At 32.7% G+C, this 16129-nt stretch carries 9 protein-coding genes and 5 pseudogenes; 12 read left to right on the top strand and 2 right to left on the bottom strand.

Features of this window, described 5'->3' with window-relative positions:
- Window positions 1-72 precede the first annotated feature (72 nt).
- The 3 genes and pseudogenes from rplM to ABLV90_RS14650 all read left to right on the top strand — a co-directional run bounded on the left by rplM (window position 73) and on the right by ABLV90_RS14650 (window position 2015).
- A pseudogene (rplM, locus tag ABLV90_RS14660) lies at window positions 73-511 on the top strand (50S ribosomal protein L13).
- Between the two features lie 19 nt (window positions 512-530).
- Window positions 531-923, top strand: coding sequence for a 30S ribosomal protein S9 (gene rpsI, locus ABLV90_RS14655; RefSeq protein WP_002506992.1), 393 nt, complete (start codon window positions 531-533; stop codon window positions 921-923).
- 213 nt (window positions 924-1136) lie between these two features.
- Window positions 1137-2015, top strand: coding sequence for an alpha/beta hydrolase (locus ABLV90_RS14650; protein ID WP_427706748.1), 879 nt, complete (start codon window positions 1137-1139; stop codon window positions 2013-2015).
- 67 nt (window positions 2016-2082) lie between these two features.
- On the opposite strand, the pseudogene ABLV90_RS14645 reads toward ABLV90_RS14650, so the two are convergent.
- Window positions 2083-3082 (bottom strand): annotated as a pseudogene (locus ABLV90_RS14645) (LLM class flavin-dependent oxidoreductase).
- 147 nt (window positions 3083-3229) lie between these two features.
- Between ABLV90_RS14645 and ABLV90_RS14640 the strand changes: the two are divergent.
- The 6 genes and pseudogenes from ABLV90_RS14640 to ABLV90_RS14615 all read left to right on the top strand — a co-directional run bounded on the left by ABLV90_RS14640 (window position 3230) and on the right by ABLV90_RS14615 (window position 8655).
- A pseudogene (locus ABLV90_RS14640) lies at window positions 3230-4238 on the top strand (NADP-dependent oxidoreductase).
- Between the two features lie 21 nt (window positions 4239-4259).
- Window positions 4260-5279 carry a zinc-binding alcohol dehydrogenase family protein gene (locus tag ABLV90_RS14635; protein ID WP_460872823.1) on the top strand — a complete coding sequence of 340 codons (1020 nt, stop codon included), beginning with the start codon at window positions 4260-4262 and terminating at the stop codon, window positions 5277-5279.
- A 262-nt stretch (window positions 5280-5541) separates the two neighbouring features.
- Window positions 5542-7171 (top strand): annotated as a pseudogene (locus tag ABLV90_RS14630) (BCCT family transporter).
- Between the two features lie 126 nt (window positions 7172-7297).
- On the top strand, window positions 7298-7834 hold the full coding sequence (gene amaP, locus ABLV90_RS14625; protein ID WP_460872822.1) for an alkaline shock response membrane anchor protein AmaP: 537 nt from the start codon (window positions 7298-7300) through the stop codon (window positions 7832-7834).
- 12 nt (window positions 7835-7846) lie between these two features.
- Window positions 7847-8086: a DUF2273 domain-containing protein gene (locus ABLV90_RS14620; RefSeq protein WP_002506999.1), complete on the top strand. Its 240-nt coding sequence runs from the start codon at window positions 7847-7849 to the stop codon at window positions 8084-8086.
- 68 nt (window positions 8087-8154) lie between these two features.
- On the top strand, window positions 8155-8655 hold the full coding sequence (locus tag ABLV90_RS14615; RefSeq protein ID WP_460872821.1) for an Asp23/Gls24 family envelope stress response protein: 501 nt from the start codon (window positions 8155-8157) through the stop codon (window positions 8653-8655).
- A gap of 373 nt (window positions 8656-9028) precedes the next feature.
- Here the strand turns inward: ABLV90_RS14615 and ABLV90_RS14610 are convergent.
- Window positions 9029-10991, bottom strand: a pseudogene (locus ABLV90_RS14610) (IucA/IucC family protein).
- A 430-nt stretch (window positions 10992-11421) separates the two neighbouring features.
- On the opposite strand from ABLV90_RS14610, the gene ABLV90_RS14605 reads away from it, so the two are divergent.
- The 3 genes from ABLV90_RS14605 (at window position 11422) to ABLV90_RS14595 (ending at window position 16110) form a co-directional block, all read left to right on the top strand.
- A complete protein-coding gene (locus ABLV90_RS14605) occupies window positions 11422-13179 on the top strand; it encodes an IucA/IucC family protein (protein WP_460872820.1) in 1758 nt (585 codons plus the stop codon).
- Between the two features lie 2 nt (window positions 13180-13181).
- On the top strand, window positions 13182-14243 hold the full coding sequence (locus ABLV90_RS14600; protein ID WP_427706764.1) for an alanine/ornithine racemase family PLP-dependent enzyme: 1062 nt from the start codon (window positions 13182-13184) through the stop codon (window positions 14241-14243).
- A 493-nt stretch (window positions 14244-14736) separates the two neighbouring features.
- On the top strand, window positions 14737-16110 hold the full coding sequence (locus ABLV90_RS14595) for a YjiH family protein (RefSeq protein WP_285323800.1): 1374 nt from the start codon (window positions 14737-14739) through the stop codon (window positions 16108-16110).
- The last annotated feature ends 19 nt before the right edge of the window (window positions 16111-16129 follow it).

Here is a 16129-nt window from a genome sequence, read left to right as displayed (position 1 = left end):
TAAATGACATCTAAACTTAAAAGTAATAACTATTAAACAAGAAACATTTATTTATTCTAGGAGGACAATTATATGCGTCAAACATTTATGGCTAATGAATCAAACATTGAGCGCAAATGGTATGTTATTGATGCTTGAAGATAAAACACTTGGTCGTTTATCTTCAGAGGTAGCAACTATTTTACGCGGTAAAAATAAAGCAACTTATACACCACACGTTGATACAGGTGATTATGTAATTATCATCAACGCTTCAAAAATACATTTTACAGGTAACAAAGAACAAGATAAAATGTATTATCGTCACTCAAACCACCCAGGCGGAATTAAATCAATTTCTGCTGGTGAGTTAAAAGCTAAGAACCCAGAACGTTTACTTGAAAATTCAATTAAAGGTATGCTACCAAGCACGCGTTTAGGTGAAAAACAAGGTAAAAAATTATTTGTATATGGTGGCGCTGAACATCCACACGCCGCACAACAACCAGAAAACTACGAGTTACGTGGTTAATTAAAAGGAGGAAATTACATTGGCACAAGTTGAATATAAAGGCACAGGCCGTCGTAAAAACTCAGTAGCACGTGTACGTTTAGTACCAGGTGAAGGTAACATTACTGTTAACGGCAGCGATGTACGTAGCTACTTACCATTTGAATCATTAATTTTAGATATAAACCAACCGTTTGATGTTACAGAAACTAAAGGTAACTATGATGTTTTAGTTAACGTTCACGGCGGTGGATTTACTGGACAAGCTCAAGCAATCCGTCACGGTATTGCTCGTGCATTATTAGAAGCAGATCCTGAATACAGAGGTTCTTTAAAACGCGCTGGATTACTTACTCGTGATCCTCGTATGAAAGAACGTAAAAAACCAGGTCTTAAAAAAGCTCGTCGTTCACCACAGTTCTCAAAACGTTAATATTACTACTGCAACTGTTGCGAACTTATTCGCTTCCGGATACAGTACGCAAATTAGTGTAGACAGTTTGTGTTCGATATTAAAAAGCACTTTCCAATTATATTGGAAAGTGCTTTTTTTGTATTACAAAATAAAAATTTATTTTAAAACGTTAAGTATGATAAGATGTTGGGTAATTAAAGAAAATAACTCTATAATATAAGGCGTGATTACATGGAAGATAAAAAGAACTCTCGTAATTTCTACACAGTACTACTTATCATTTTGCTCGTTGCCTTATTAAGTGTAGCTATTTTAGTAATTAAATATTATGGAAATAACGAATATCCTGTCAGAAGTGATTCCGAGGAAGCGATACCTACATTTTATCTTCATGGATATAAAGGCTCAGCTGATTCAGGAAATTTTCTAGTAAATTCAGCTATTAAGTCGGGTGCATCAAAAGAGGTTATTCAAGCATATGTTTCATCTGATGGAAAGGTGACATTCGATGGAAACTTAACAAGTAAATCTAAATATCCAATTATTAAAATTAAGTTAGAAGATAATAATAATGAAAATGTAGAAAAAAATGCAAAATGGATAAGAAATGTCATCATTGCTACGAACTATCAATATAACTTTGAAAAATTCAATTTTGTCGCACATTCTATGAGTAATAAATCATTTAGTTACTATATGTTAAATTATGGAGACGATGAACAACTACCTACTTTAAATAAAGTAGTAAATTTAGCTGGAAACTTTAATGGTGAGGTAGATGTAGATGGTAAAAAATTAAATGTTGAATTAGATAAAAATGGTAAGCCTAATAAAATGATGGATGATTATAAAGAATTACGAGCAATGAAACATAAATATACTGATAACGTAAATGTGCTAAATATATATGGAGACATAGAAGATGGCACAGATTCAGATGGTAGGGTGACTAATGTATCTTCAAGGTCATTAAAGTATTTATTAGGTGACAGCGTAAAATCATATGATGAATTTAAAGTGCATGGCCCTAATGCAGAGCATGGAAAACTAGCAAATAATAAAAAAGTGCAAGATAAAATAAATGAATTCTTATGGGATAAAGATCTTTAAATTAAAATATCATGCAAAAAAGCAACATATCAGCCGACAGTTAAATGTGTGCGATATGTTGCTTTTATTATTTTGTCATATTTTCCTTGGCAATTAACTCTAGCAGTGTTTTCCGCTGTGTTTCACCAAAAACGTGGGGTTGAATCATAATTTCATCAGCATTAAATCCTAGAACAACATCATTCAGTGCTTTCATAACATCATTAGGTAAACCTGAAATCACTCTATTTTGGTTAAAATTCTTTTTATCTTGTTCACGTGTTGAGAGCTGTCGATGCATTGCAAATTCAATTGAAGGATAAAACTCAGGCTGATCCAAATAGCCAATGCGCACTAACCATAAATGAAATGCATGCTCTAATTGCGTTATTTGTGATTGCTGTTCTGCAGTAATTACAAACGTAGAAATAATAACATAAGATTTGCTTTCAGGATGAAATTGTTCAAATAAGCCACGATAATGGTTAATAACATTTTCAATATTGTGGTTAGCTTGACCCATAAGCGCAACTACGAAAGGTAATCCTTTTTCCGCGACGAATGGCGACACTTTGTTTACTCATACCTAATATATACATACTTGGCTTCGTATCGATTAATGGCGTCGCTTGTAAGCCTTTAAAACGATGATTATGAGTATTGTCATCATTAAAATAATGCATTAAATCATTAATTTGTGTTTTGTAACTTATATCCTTTGTTTTAGACTCATTTAAAGCCTGATTTACATTTTTGAAGCTAGGTGAGTGTCCTGTGCCTAAATCGACGCGTCCAGGGTGACGTGCTTCCATTAATTTAAATTGTTCTGCAATTTTATATGCACTATAATGAGGCAGCATAATACCGCCACTTCCAATATGAATAGAAGATGTTTGTTCTAAGAGTGACATCATAACCATTTCAGGCGCACTAGAGGCTACAGAGAACACTTGATGATGCTCTGCAACCCAATAGCGATAAAAGCCTAATGACTCAGCTAATTGAGCTAATTCAACGGTATGATTTAAAGCTTGTGTCGCGTTGCGGCCTTCAAAAATTGGAACATAATCTAAAATACTTAGTTTCACTTAAATATCTCCTTATTACTTTATATCGGTCAGTATATGAATTTAAAGTAAGCATAACATGACCGTATAGAGTTGAATAAGCGATTTGATTGATTGCACCGTTGTATCACTATAAAATGAAAGAAAATAGTGAATGGAGGCAATATAATGAATACAGAACAAATCGTATTAGCTAAGAGACCTGAAGGTATTCCTTCAGATGAGGTATTTAAATATGAAACTGTTGAAATAGATGTGCCGAAAAAAGATGAAATTCAAGTAGAAGCGTTATATATATCAGTGGATCCATATATGCGCGGACGTATGGATGATAGTGACTCTTATATCAAACCATTCCAAATTGATGAACCTTTATCAGGCCATGTTGTTGGGAAGGTCATTGAATCAGAAGCAGATGGTTTTGAAAAAGGTGACATTGTTACTGGACAATTCCCTTGGCAAAAACTAAGCAATGTCCCAGCAAAGCATGTTATTAAGGTATCTAACACAGATGTTCCACTACATTTATATTTAAGTGTGTTAGGCATGCCGGGTCAAACAGCATACCATGGGCTATTAAAAATTGGACAACCGAAAGAAGGCGAAACAGTTGTTGTATCTGCAAGCATCTGGCGCAGTTGGGTCTGTGGTAGGACAAATTGCTAAATTAAAAGGTGCTTATGTTGTAGGTATTGCAGGTGGCCCTGAAAAAACAACATACTTAACAGAAACATTAGGTTTTGATGTGAGTGTGGATTATAAATCAGATGATTTTTCAGAACAATTTGCTAAAGCAGTACCGAATGGTGTAGATGTCTATTACGAAAACGTAGGTGGATCAATCGCTGATGAAGTAATGAAACACTTAAATCAATTTGCTCGAATTCCTGTTTGTGGCGCAATTTCTGGATACAATGATGCAACGATTGAACATGGTCCACGTATTCAACCCATCCTGATAAAATCACAAGCGTTAATGAAAGGCTTTATTGTGGCAAATTATGCAGATGATTTTGCAAATGCGAGTAAACAACTTGCACAGTGGGTTCAAGAAGATAAGATAAAAACAAAAACGTCAGTCATGAACGGATTTGAAAATATACCAGAAGCATTTAGAAATTTATTTACAGGCGATAACTTTGGGAAACAAGTAGTACAAGTGTCAGACAATATCTAAACATTAAAGGAGATATGTAATATGAAAGCAATAGGTGCAGATACTCGTTTTGATCTAGATGAAGGAAATCAGTTCTATGAATTTGAAGTTGAACGACGGGAACCAACGCAATACGAGCTCTTAGTACGCGTACAAGCTATTAGCATTAATCCTGTAGACACGAAAATAAGACAGTCTCCTGTTGACCAACCACCAAGAATTCTAGGGTTTGATGCTGTCGGTGTGGTAGAAGCAGTAGGTGAAGAGATTAATCATTTTAAAGTTGGCGACGAAGTATTTTATTCGGGTTCTCCTGCATATCAAGGTTCTAATCAAGAATACCAACTTGTTGACGAGCGTCTTGTTGCTAAAAAACCTAAGAATATAACTGCGACTCAAGTCGCTAGTTTACCTTTAACAGGACTAACTGCATCAGAGACATTATTTGATATATTTAAAATTTCGCATAATCCAGAAGATAATAAAGGTAAGTCTATTTTAATTATCAATGGTGCAGGTGGCGTAGGAAGTATTGCAACACAAATAGCCAAACACCATGGACTCCATGTCATCACAACTGCTTCACGAGAAGAAACGTATAATTGGTCTAAGGATATGGGTGCGGATATTGTGTTAAATCATAAAAATGATTTAATTAAAGAGTTTGAAAAATATGAAATAAGTGAAGTTGATTATATTTTCTGTACGTTTGATACAGACCAATACTATGAAAAAATGATCGAACTCGTAAAACCAAGAGGAATCATTGCAACCATTGTCGCTTTTAAAAATAAACAAGATTTAAATTTACTAAAAGACAAAAGTATTACATTTACACATGAATATATGTATTCAAGACCACTACATGAAACTGAAGATATGACTTTACATCGTGAATATTTAACGGATATTTCTGAAAAAATAGAAGCGGGCGTATATCAACCTACATTAAATAAAGTGATAGATGGTTTAACAGCAAATAGTCTGTTCGATGCACATAAGCAACTTGAAAATCAAAACATGATTGGTAAATTAGTAATTCAACTCAATCAAGAATCATAAGTTATAAATATTAAAATCTGTCATGTTACTGTGTTATGAAGTTAATACGCTAGATAAGCCTTCCAAACAATTACCTTATTGGTGAATAATTGTTTGGAAGGCTTTTAAATATGTTATTTTATTATAATTTAATTTTTAGTAAATCGAATTACAGTGTTTAAATAAGTTTTTATAATCCTTAAAAGTGGTTACAATTATGGATTATATTAAGTATGATAGGGTATGTATGTTACATAAAATAAAGGGAGTGTGTATTTTTGTTATGCATTTTAAAAAAATGACGGTAGTATTTTGGGTGGCATTAGCTATTTGTACGTTATTTGTGCTCTATGGCGCAATATTGCCGAAACAATTAGAATCAGTTACTCAAACTATTACAAATTTTATAGCAGTTAATTTTGGTTGGTATTATTTATTACTTGTATTAGTCATATTAATTGTATGTATTTATCTATTATTTTCTAGATATTCATCTATTACATTGGGTGAAGAAGGCGAAGACCCTGAATTTTCATTAAAATCATGGTTCGCAATGTTATTTAGTGCAGTGCATGGGAATTGGTTTAGTCTTTTGGACGACTGCTGAACCTATCAGTCATGCATTTACTTTAACGCCATTACATAAAGCAGGAACACAAACTGCAATTAACGATGCGATGCAATTTTCATTCTTTCATTGGGGCGTGCACGCATGGGCTGTATACGGTATCGTGGGACTCGTTTTTGCGTACTTTAATTTCCACAAAGGTTATCCGGGATTAGTCAGCGCTACGTTAATACCTGTTTTAGGTAGTAAAATGATGAAAGGTCCTATCGGTGGGGCGATAGATGTCCTTGCAATTATCGCTACTGTAACTGGTGTTGCCGCAACACTTGGTTTTGGTGCGTTACAAATCAATGAAGGATTGAACTTCTTATTTGAAATTCCTTCTAATTTTGGGACTCAAGTGATTATCATTATCGTAGCAACCTTATTATTTACTTGGTCAGCTTGGTCAGGTATTGATAAAGGTATTAAGAACTTAAGTAATATTAATATGGCATTAGCATTCATTGTATTACTCTTATTGTTCTGTGTAGGACCTACACTAACGATATTAAATACATTTACCAATTCATTAGGTGATTATATTGCTAATTTCTTTAATATGAGTTTACGTATACCGCAATCAGGTGGCGAAAAATTCCAGTGGCTACAACAATGGACGATCTTCTATTGGGCTTGGTGGATTTCATGGGCGCCATTTGTTGGGATCTTTATCGCTCGTGTGTCTCGTGGTAGAACAATTAAAGAATTTATATTAGGGGTGCTATTTGTACCGGCACTTGTATGTTTCCTATTTTTCGCAGTGTTTGGTGCATCAGCAATTTATTTACAACAAAATGGTATTGCGAATATCGCGAAAGAGGCAACTGAAACGGCGACCTTTGCCACGTTGGAACATTTCCCATTAGGATTTGTATTAAGTATTGTTACGCTAATAGTTATTATGATTTTCTTTGTAACATCAGCTGACTCAGCAACATATGTATTAGGTATGTTGAGTTCTAAAGGTAGTATTAATCCTTCTGGTTTAGTCAAAGTCAGTTGGGGCATTATATTAGCACTATTTGCAATGATCATGATTTACACAGGTGGAACACAATCGATTCAAAACCTGTTAATTATTGCGGCCTTACCATTCTCCATCGTCATTATAATAATGATATGGTCACTCTTTAAATCCTTAGCCATAGAAAAGCCGAGACCTAGTAATAAATTACTTGTCACGGATAATCAGCTTTTACAATATCGTAAAGCAAATCAAGAGGATTCAGAAAATCAAGAAAATAAAGCAAAACAAGACGATAAAGAAATAGAAACAACTGAAGATCATAAGAGAAATAGCTAGAGCAAACTTATTTTGCCATAGAAATTATTTAAAATATACAATAAAAATGTTTCTAAGATTTTTTAAAAGGGTATTAGTCTTATATGACAAGTACATAATCTAGAAACATAGGAGGTGTCATACGAGGTGAAGCGACTTAAAAATTTCATATTAGGACTTTTAATTGTAGTAATCGTTGGTGTTTTACTGTTTATGTATATCAAAGATTCTAGAATTACTCAGTATCAAGATTACTTAACTCAATTTAATTGGTTTCAACCGACCTTAATAACTTTAGCAACGTTACTTATTTTAATTGGTCTGATACTACTATTCAGCTTGTTTAAACCTACGTATAGAAAACCCGGACTTTACAAAGATTTCAATGATGGTCATATTTATGTATCGAGAAAAGCAGTTGAAAAATCAGCATACGATACACTTGTACAATATGAACAAATTCGTCAACCGAATGTGATTGCAAAATTGTATAACAAGAAGAAGAAATCACATATTGCTTTGAAAGCAGATTTCTTTGTGCCAGGTGATGTTCAAGTTAAATCATTAACGGAAGAAATTAGAAATGACATTAAGCAGAACGTAGAACACTTTACTGAATTACCAGTATCAAAACTAGAGGTCAACGTTAGAGATCAAAAAACCTCAGGCAAACGTGTGTTGTAAGGGAGGGTTATCATGACTAATAATAATCACCAAAATGGACAAGATTCTACACAAGAAGTTGTTGATTTCTTAAAAGTATTTAAATGGAGAATCATTGGATTCTTAGCATTCTTGATTATCGCAATATTATTCTTAACTCTTGGTTTCTGGAGTACAATATTAATCTTAGTGTTATGTTTGATTGGAATTGCAATCGGGTATACTAAAGACCGTAAGCAAGACTTTTTAAATTTCTTAAATCGATGGAGTTAGTATTTTCAAATATTGAAAAGGCTTAAAATTAAATTTTTTAAAATTGAGAAGACAAAGGAGATTTTAATATGGCAGTAGATAATAACAAAGCAAAACAAGCATATAATAATCAAACTGGAGTTAATGAACAAGAAGTAGAAAAACAACAACAACAACAACAACAAGAACCGGAATTTTCAAATAAGTTATCATTTTCTGATGAAGTAATTGAAAAAATTGCGGGTATCGCGACGCGTGAAGTAAGTGGTATTTTAGAAATGAAAGGCGGATTCGTCGATAGTATTTCTAACTCATTCGGAAGCAACGAGAACGTTTCAAGAGGCGTAAGCGTTGAGGTTGGAGAAAAACAAGCGACTGTAGATTTGAAAGTAATATTAGAATATGGTGAATCAGCACCTAAAATCTTCCGTAAAGTAACAGACTTAGTTAAAGAACAAGTTAAATATATTACTGGTCTTGACGTAGTTGAAGTTAACATGCGCGTTGAAGATGTAATGACTAAAAAAGAATGGTCTCAAAAAAATGAAAAAAGCCAAAGCTCAAATAACGAGGAAAAAGGCTTACAATAATTAATTGAGTATCAAACTAAATAAAAACCGCTAAAGTAATTTGCTTTAGCGGTTTTAAAATGTCGAAAAACCAATTACTATAAAAGTAATTATTTTGTGTTTATAGATATTATTCTCTTGAGACTATCTTTGTTCATTCATTTCACTGTTTAAAGCTTATATGAAATGAATATTTTTTGCTAATTCAATTATACTCATTTCTATGTGTGTTGGCCTTTATAAGAATACAATCAATGAATCATAATATTATTTAAAAAATGGCAGTGATTTGGTCCGACTCCTACGGGAAAAATACTGGCCGAAGACTACAGGCTGAGACATATATTTTGTCTCAGCCTGTTTTAATTATTAATAAAGCCTTGATATACTGTTTTTAATGAGATGCATGACTCCGATGTAAGGGGTTATTCACTTGTATATAAGTATAAATATCTGCTTCATCTTCTAGCCTCATCGTTGTTACACATTTATAGTCAATTTTAGGCGCAAATAATAGTGCTCGAATTGCATCAATTCTTTTAGGATCATCCATAGTATCGAGCAATGACATTTAACTTGTTAGCCAATAGATCACTGACAGTTGACCAGATACTTTGTTCTAAATCATTAATAGCACTTGATTTTGCTAAACTACAGATCAATTCTCCAAGATGGTTTTGAATACTAGAATAAAATACTTTATTAAAAACAGTTTGTGATTGATTCGTTAAAATTAAGGATTTCTCATGAAAATTTTGAGTGTTATATCCCTGGTGATTCAAATAAGCTTCATCAATACGTAAGCCTTCAAAATCACGAACATATAATTTGTTTAATGAGCCATCACTATTAAATGTAGCGATAGTATTTTGTAAATGTGCTTCGAGAGCGATGCCGTATTTAATGTATAAAGGTAGCGTAATATCAATTAGTGCTTGGCTATAATGTTCCATCCAAGCGATACATGCTTCTTTATAAGAATCACAAGTATGTGTTTGTGCATACTTTTTGATAAGTGTATTGATCGGTGTTTCATAGTTATAAGCATAGTTGGCGACTAAACTTGATGGAATCATAGGCGTTGTTTTATTATCAATAAGATCATAAATATTAGTTCTAAATAACGAACCTAATTGTTCACTTCTAATAGTTTGGATATCACGTGAATCGTCTGTTTTAAAAAGTGGATGCCAGCAATTTCATCAATCGTATCGCCAAGCAATATTATGAAATAAGGTATCGTTATGTTTAATATCATTTAAAATTTGTGTGACTTGAGGGCCATTAATTGTTGTTTGTTCTGATAAAGTTCTAATTTCACCTGTGATGTGCACATTAGTGGATAGTTTAATGTGGGGTGAAGTTATAGGTAGTTTTGGCATGAGTGTTCTAAACGATAGACCAGCGTGATAATCAAGTTGGTAGCGTATTGGAATGATTCGTTTTTCTTTAAGCTCATTGGCATATTGATTGGTTAATATTTTATTATACTGCCATGGATGTACGACCATGATATAGTATGTATCAATAAACTCAGAACCAACCTCTTTTAAAACTTCAGAATATAAGTCTTCGAATAAACCATATAAAGTTTCATTGTAATTTTTGGATAATGATTCAACTTTTGCAATATCTTTATGCATTAAGATAAATTTTAAGCCTATAGCATTGTTGAACTCAGAAGAATAATTAATTGTAGTTTCGGGTGTCATGCCTTTACGCAATTTTGCACCAGGATGTAAGGGATGTCCTTCAACGACTGCTTGTTCGGATCTTAAATAACTATCTTCTGCTTCCATAATTACTTGACCAAGAGGTAAAGTTTCATCGGCTAAGGTAATCGTTTGAAAGCTAAGTGAAATAGCCATATTAGCTACGCTATTATTTATATCTTCTCTAAATTGATGACTCGCATCATTATCAAGTGTTGGTGCTTCGGTTAAAATACAAGTTAATATCTCTTCTGGATGTAAAATCCTTTCAAAATTATCCTTATTTTCAAAATAAAATGGTCCTTCAACATCAATTCTATCGAATGCATGTATTCCAGTAATAGGTGCATATAAAGTTTTTTGAGTGTGTGGGAAAGCTATTTTTAATGTTTGTACCTGATTAGTTGCTAAGTTTACTGGTGCATCTTTTGTTGCAATTATGTGACTATAATCGCGACTATTAATTAAGTTTTCTCGATGTAAAGAAGTGATGAGTCGTCGGGATATTTTATCTCTACTGACTAATAACGTTTTAACAAATGCATCACGCCATTCATCGTTGATAGATTCTAAATAGGTTAAGGCATATTGTTCATCATTAGTTAGTTTGTTAATTGAATTGTTAAAGTCTATGTTTGAATTCATAAGGCACCTCTTAAAATTATTTTACAAAAGCATAAGGTATTTATATAATCTATATTAGTTGCATTGATAATTGTTATCAATTATCAAATTAAGTGCGGATTTTAGCATAGTATTATTTAGCTAAATTGTATGAAATATGAAAGATAACAGTTTCATCATTTATATTTACCACTCTTCTATGTATTTTAACATCTCAAAGTGAATGAACACCGTATCATTTATTTTTCAGTACCGTGTTGATTTTGGAAAATAGAGGGAAAATAGGGAATATTAAAATGAAAAAGTAGAAGTACATTACTTTAAGTACAATAATCATGCGCTTTACAATAGAATTTTTAGATATGATTAGCATAATAGAATTGAATACATTTGTGAATACAATATGATTCAGTATTATAAATAGACCGAGAAAAAATGGGGGCAATCTTGTATGACGGATCAGACACGGCAAACTGCAGATAAAAACGTACAGTACCGTATTTATAACGCGATTATTAAGGAACATATTTTTCCTGATAAAATGATAGTTAATGAGTTTGAAGATTGTATTGAATTACAATATCACGGACAACTTTTACAAGTGGATAAAGTACGTAAAAGTGATATGGAAAGATATGTATTTAAAGGAAAGATACGTTATATCAAAGGTAACACTAGAATGACAATCGAAACTGTAGAACAATTACTCGACGTATTGGACAACCAATTTGATATACCAATTAGCAACAGATTGAGAGAAGAACTGATTTCTAGTAGAGATGGCTTTGTATGGACGTATGATCATTTTTCTCATAGACAAGCATTGATTCATGCAACATTGAAATTTTCGAGAATGCCTGAAACTATTAATTTCTTTACCTGGTTAAAACATTTTGAGGATTCAGAAGAAATTAATGATTTAACTTATTCGGAGAGTATAGTTGTAGAAGGACATCCGACGCATCCCTTGTCTAAAACGAAATTGCCTTTAACAAAGGAAGAAGTGAAATTATATGCGCCAGAGTTTGAAAAGATTATTGGATTAAAAGTAATGCTTATTCATAAAGCAGATTGTATTACAACGTCAATGGAAGATGATGAACAATATATTTTGAATCATATTATTCCTGAATATCGTTATAAACTTAAAGCATTTTTAGAACCATACCAGTTTGAGCTAGAGGATTATAGAGTAGTACTCGTACATCCATGGCAATATGACAATGTGATTGTGCATCAATTTGCGAAGTGTATTAAAGAAGGAAGATTATTACCCACACCATTTGAAATAGAATCCAAAGCAACTTTATCATTTAGAACAATGGCATTAATCAATAAACCATTCCATATTAAATTACCAGTAAATATTCAAGCTACAAGTGCCATTAGAACCGTTTCTGCTGTGACGACAGTAGATGGGCCTAAACTCAGTTATGAATTACAAGATATGTTAGATCTATACCCACAATTACAAGTCGCCTTGGAGCCTTATGGTATTCATGTAAATATAGATGACGAAGTCGCACGTCAATTGGCTTGCATAGTGAGACACAAACCTTATATTGCAGATAATGGGACGACATTGGTGACAGCTAGTTTAGTTAATAAAAATCCAGTTGATAACCAAGTCATTGTAGACAGTTACTTGGAGTGGATGGGAGTAGGACCTACATCAATCGCCATCAAACAATTTATGTGTAGTTATGCGAAAACTTTAATCAAACCATTAATTGCATATATACAAGATTATGGTATTGCCTTGGAAGCGCATATGCAAAATACTATTGTAAATCTTGGACCGAATAATCAAATGAAATTTATCATCAGAGATTTAGGTGGTTCAAGAATAGATTTAGAAACTTTAAAGTATAAATTACCTCATATTGATATAACGAATACAAGTCTCATTGCTGAAAATATTGAAGCGGTGATCGAAAAATTTCAACATTCAGTAATTCAAAATCAAATCGCAGAACTGATTCATCATTTTTCAAAATATGATGAAGTAGACGAGAGGGCGTTATTCGAAGTAGTAGGTGACATAGTATACGAAGCAATAGATCCACAAAAAGCACATGCTCAAGTGTTGAAAGCAGTTTTGTTTGGACCTAAGATTTCAGTCAAAGCATTGTTGCGTATGAGAATGGAAAATAAAGTGAAACAGTACGTAACGATAAAATTAAAGAATCCATTATATAAAGAGGTGTAAACATGGCACAATTACAGATTAATTTATCTAAAATTCAATATAACGCCCATGTATTAAATGCCTTGTGCAGTCAAAATAATATTTGTTTTACACCTGTAACCAAGTGTGTGGCTGGCGATAGCAAAATTATAGAAGTGTTAAAAGACATCGGTATTACACACTTTGCAGACGCCAGAATTGATAATATTACGAAGAGTAAAGATCCAAATATATCTTTTGCAATGATAGGCACTACAAATCAATATGGACTTGAAGATGTAGTACGTTATACGAATATAAGCATTCAAACTGAGATAGCGACGATTCGACAATTAAATGACCTTGCGGGTAAACAAGAAGTGAAGCACCAAATTTTACTCATGGTGGATTGGAAAGATGCAAGAGAAGGCATCTTAACTTATGATGTAATTGATTATATTAAAGAAATAATTCAGATGCATCATCTTAATCTTGCAGGGTTAGCATTCAACTTTATGTGTTTTCAGTCGAATGCACCTACTGAGGAAGATGTGAAAATGATTAATCAATTTGTAAACTCTATTGAAGAAGTGACCAATATAAGATTTAAAATCATATCAGGCGGGAATTCAAGTTTGTTAACGCAAATGGCTTATAGTGATTTAGGTAAAGTTAACGAACTGAGAATAGGCGAAACGCTCTTCAGAGGAATTGAGACCTCAACAAATCATCCAATTGCAATGTTATATCAAGATACAATTATTTTAGAAGCAGAAATAGTAGAGATTAAGCCACGTATAAACTATGATACAGGCAAACAATATTTACAAGCTATCATTGATATTGGTAGCTTAGATACGCATGTCGAAACAATTACGCCTGTGCATCATCAAGTGAAAATATTAGGCGCAACAAGTGATCATGTCATGATTGATTTATTAAATCAGGATTTTTATCAATTAGGAGACAAAATACAATTTAGTCTAGATTATAAAGCTTTAGCACAAAGTATGTATATGCCTAATATAGCAAAGGTATATATACATGATGAAGGTATTGAGCAAGCAATTACAAACATTAAAAATCAAGTGTTTAATTCATTGTAAAAAGCATTAAACATTAAAAAGATTTTATTATTTTCATCAGTCGCTTCAATTTCAGTCGTAGGAGGAATGCGTTTTTTTGGCTTATTGCATAGCATGGGGCACAAAAAATAGTCGAGCATAAGCACATCCATACCCTACTTATTTTAGGTTTGATTAGTGTACGCCTATTGACCATGAGTGATGTGTTAGCAAGAGATACGCACTAACTTATAGATATTACTGTCGATATAATTGTTGTCGCTGTCGGCACTCGATACGCTTTAATTTATTAAGAAAAATATAATTCAAAAATAAATTGCAAAAGTAAGCGTTTTCATATAAAGTGTAATTGACCCTAAATAAGATTAGGGTCAATTATTTTATTTATACATATACAAGAAGACAATAAAAACCTAAATTTATTGATTTACATATTTATACATAATAGGTTATAATTATTGCTGTTGCTTTTTTAAGTGTATATAAAAATATAAACACCTAAGGGGTGAATGAAATGAATAAATATAGTAAATCACAATTAGTGCGAGGTAGGTTAAAGTTCATAGTCATGTCATTGATTGGTATTATCTTGTTTTTGGTACCTATTACTGTGACTGAAGATGGTGTTAAACAAACCACATTACCCGTCGCGTTTTTAGCAGGACTATTGCAAGATGTACTCGGGGACGCCATGCCATTAATTATTGTTTTGATTATCACAATATCAGGCATATTATCAATTTTATGTTCCACAATATTGAAAAATAAATTAGAACCGGAAGGACTTTTATATAATGCATTTAATGTGAAAATCGTCTGGTTGTTATTAAGAATATTAGCAGTTGTTTTTGTATGGATGACTTATTTGAAAGTCGGTACTGAAGTAATTTATTCTGCAGATACTGGCGGGCTTGTATTTGAAAGTCTATTGCCAACATTAGTTGCTGTGTTCTTATTTGCAGCATTATTTTTACCATTACTTATGGAATATGGATTGTTAGAATTTTTAGGGCCAATCTTTAGACCTATTATGAGACCTTTATTCACATTACCAGGACGTTCTACAGTAGATAACTTAGCATCGTTTATCGGAGATGGCACAGTAGGGGTATTAATAACAAGTAAGCAATATGAAAGTGGTTTTTATTCTAGACGTGAAGCGACAGTTATTGCTACTACTTTCAGTGTAGTATCTATAACATTTGCAATCGTCATTGCAGAAACAGTACATATGCAAAACCATTTCTTCTATTTCTACTTCTCAGTTATTGTTTCGTGTATTGTTTGTGCATTGATTTTGCCAAGAATTTGGCCATTAAAATCTATCAAAGATGAATATTCAAAAGAAGTATCTGAAGAAATGAGAACTGAAAAATTACCAGAAAATAAAACTGCATTAGGTCACGGTTTTGACATGGCGACTGAAACAGGTATCAATGCGCCAGGATTCAAATCATTTTTCAAATCTGGACTTAAAACAGTTGTAGATATGTGGTTTGTTATTTTACCAGTTGTTATGAGTATTGGTACACTAGCGACAATCGTTGCGACATACACACCGATATTCGCAATTATTGGTAAACCGTTTGTACCATATTTAGAATTACTGCAAATTCCTGAAGCCGCACAAGCATCAGAAACAATATTAATAGGCTTTGCCGATATGTTTTTACCATCTATATTAATTGAAGGTGTAGGTAATGATATTACATTATTCGTTATCGGTGCATTAAGTATTAGTCAGTTAATCTACTTATCAGAAGTAGGTGGAGTGATACTAGGCTCAAAAATTCCAGTCAGTATCTTTAAACTGTTTGTTATTTTCTTAATCAGAACAATTATTGCATTACCAATTATAGCGTTGATGGCGCATCTGTATTTTAATTAGTTTAAAACAATATGAAATA

This window comes from Staphylococcus sp. 2S1 (genome assembly GCF_046721335.1).
GTDB lineage: Bacteria > Bacillota > Bacilli > Staphylococcales > Staphylococcaceae > Staphylococcus > Staphylococcus equorum_A.
This window is presented reverse-complemented; position numbering and strand designations above follow the sequence as displayed.

What these genes read in the sequence shown, in the direction of transcription:
- ABLV90_RS14635 (WP_460872823.1), top strand. Translation starts at nt 4,260, where the DNA reads ATGAAAGCAATAGGTGCAGATACTCGTTTTGATCTAGATGAAGGAAAT.
- ABLV90_RS14600 (WP_427706764.1), top strand. Translation starts at nt 13,182, where the DNA reads ATGGCACAATTACAGATTAATTTATCTAAAATTCAATATAACGCCCAT.
- ABLV90_RS14620 (WP_002506999.1), top strand. Translation starts at nt 7,847, where the DNA reads ATGACTAATAATAATCACCAAAATGGACAAGATTCTACACAAGAAGTT.
- ABLV90_RS14605 (WP_460872820.1), top strand. Translation starts at nt 11,422, where the DNA reads ATGACGGATCAGACACGGCAAACTGCAGATAAAAACGTACAGTACCGT.
- ABLV90_RS14595 (WP_285323800.1), top strand. Translation starts at nt 14,737, where the DNA reads ATGAATAAATATAGTAAATCACAATTAGTGCGAGGTAGGTTAAAGTTC.
- ABLV90_RS14615 (WP_460872821.1), top strand. Translation starts at nt 8,155, where the DNA reads ATGGCAGTAGATAATAACAAAGCAAAACAAGCATATAATAATCAAACT.
- ABLV90_RS14650 (WP_427706748.1), top strand. Translation starts at nt 1,137, where the DNA reads ATGGAAGATAAAAAGAACTCTCGTAATTTCTACACAGTACTACTTATC.